3 protein-coding genes are annotated in these 2,199 nt (G+C 47.0%); 2 read left to right on the top strand and 1 reads right to left on the bottom strand.

The genetic code is table 11. The features are described from left to right. Together J7J01_10605 and J7J01_10600 are read left to right on the top strand one after the other, a co-directional pair. Positions 1-272: hypothetical protein (locus tag J7J01_10605; GenBank protein ID MCD6211309.1), on the top strand; the 272-nt coding region annotated here is incomplete at its 5' end. Between the two features lie 194 nt (positions 273-466). Continuing rightward, the gene (locus J7J01_10600; protein ID MCD6211308.1) at positions 467-652 is read left to right on the top strand and encodes a hypothetical protein; all 186 of its coding nucleotides are present in this window, start codon (positions 467-469) and stop codon (positions 650-652) included. Between the two features lie 191 nt (positions 653-843). On the opposite strand, the gene J7J01_10595 is transcribed toward J7J01_10600, so the two are convergent. Continuing rightward, a complete protein-coding gene (locus J7J01_10595) occupies positions 844-1,938 on the bottom strand; it encodes a transposase (GenBank protein MCD6211307.1) in 1,095 nt (364 codons plus the stop codon). Positions 1,939-2,199: the final 261 nt, after the last annotated feature.

Below are 2,199 nucleotides of genomic sequence, written 5' to 3'. Positions count from 1 at the left end.
AGAAGAACCACCAAATTCTCTCGTTTGATGTGATAGACGAAGCGATAGCGAGCGACTGGAAAGTGAAGGCGGCGATAAATACTGCGGTCAGCTTGTCAGGTTGGGTGTTACGACAGCACAACGGCTGGCAACGAGAATTACAGGAGCGGCGAGGTGAACTTCTTTTGGAAATGGCACGAGCATACCGACCAGATGTGTATGAGATATTGAAGGAGCGGAAAAACATAACAAACTTTTTTGCAGACTATATCATATATAAATTTAAAGTATGATTGCTGAAGGGGATAGCGAGGGGCTGACAACTTCGGAGATTGCGGGGTATGCCGCTTTAGTGGGTTTCACGTCATTTCTCACAACTTTTATCACGATGTATGCGCTACAACGCATGAAAGAGAAATAGAAAATGCCATCGCACGACATTCACAAAATTGTAAACAAAATACTCCTCGGAAAAGAGTATGAAGACGTGAACCGCTGGTGTGACCAGCCATACGCTTGGCTCGGCAGGAAGCACCGCATACTCAGGCATGACCCCGTATCCATAAGTTTAAAATACCACAACGATCCCGAACGGCTCGCAGCTGCATTTCTTCACGTTCTAACGGATGAGGTGTATTCTGAAGCGATAAGGAATAGGAGGAGGAAGCGATGAAAGGGGAAATAGAGGCTCGGATTTTGCGTGCCGGAAGAGGGGAAACGGGTGTTTTTCGAGCGAGCGAGGAAAGATATTAATAGATTGTATGATATTTTAGGATTAGAAATTCCACCTGAAGAAGAAGCCGTCAACTACCCCCGTTTTAACGGTGGGCTTGCGGGTGAATCATCATAGCAGTCATCCCCGCCTCAGGCTGGTTGACAGCAGCCCCGTGAGTGGGAGCCCGCTCCCAACTCACTCAAGTTCACAGAGGCAACATGATCCGCATTATCTTGGAAGCCACAGTTAACGCACCGGAACAGCGCCTGCGTCCTCCTGTTCCTCCTATCTATCACATCACATCTCGGACATTGCTGCGATGTATACGCGGGATCCACACGAATAACCGGTATGCCTCTTTCAAGACACTTGTATTCTATCATCGCAGTGAGCTTTCTGAACGCCCAGCTGTGGAAGCCCGCTCTATCCTTCTTCCGTCTCTTGATGTGGTCTCTTATTCCCGTGAGATCCTCCAGCACCACCACATCGCCTTCCTTGAGACTGTCAACGAATTCTCTGCTTATCTGGTGCAAGACGGTATTAGCCCATCGCTTCTCCCTACCACTAAGCCGTTTAAGCTTCCTCTTCGCAGAGGAAGTGCCTATTTTCTGGAGCGCTCGCCTCTGTTCCCTATAATGTTCCCTTCTCGCTTTTATATCACCCCCCTTACGTTTAAACCCGTTGGAAGCGACAATGATATTCCTTTCGCCGATGTCCACGCCAACATAATTACTCCCTTCAGGATCGGGAATCTCATATCTGACGGCGATATGGGCATAGATGTCACCATTTCGGAAAGTAATCTTGGCATCCTGTACGGGATTGTTCAGGAGTTGACGCTGATAGTCACCAATGTCAAGTGCGAGCTTCACACGTCCGTGGAGGGTAGCAATGGAGATTCTGAACTCGCCGTTGTTCCTGAGCAGAGTAAAGAGTTTCTTATCCAGATCCATACTGAGCTGTCTGAACTTGTGCTGCCTGTGCCGGTTCTGTTTATACGATTTCGCTACGCGGTCACGCGCCCGGACTGCGAGATTTGCGGGGAGTTTATATCGCTCTCTTACCGTTCTGTAAGTGAAATGGTGCAATGCAACGGGATTGAAGCATCTTTGAGTAAAAGCAATCTCGCTGATATAGTTACAGGCATCTCGGAAGGCTATTGCGGTCTCTCTTATCTTCTCCGCTTCCTCTTCCGTCGCGCGCAGCTTACATACCACCGTCTTTGTCGCTTCCATCATATTCATATAGGTTTTTTATATATAAAAAGCTTTTTATACATAAAAAGCTTAATGTTTAAGAGCAAGGAGGTGAGGGGCGAAATCTTCACACCTACAAGTAGGTGTATCTCCTTCGCACGTGTCCTATGAAAGAAAACAAAGAATTCATTAAAGAGAAGCTCCGTTTGGTGTTCACTTCATATCTAAAAGGTGCAGGTGTTAGCGAAAAGACAATAGAGGAAGAACTGAAAAAAAAGGTAAAAGAAGACATAGAATCGCTCGCCGAAG

The organism is Methanophagales archaeon, assembly GCA_021159465.1.
GTDB lineage: Archaea > Halobacteriota > Syntropharchaeia > Alkanophagales > Methanospirareceae > G60ANME1.
This window is presented reverse-complemented; position numbering and strand designations above follow the sequence as displayed.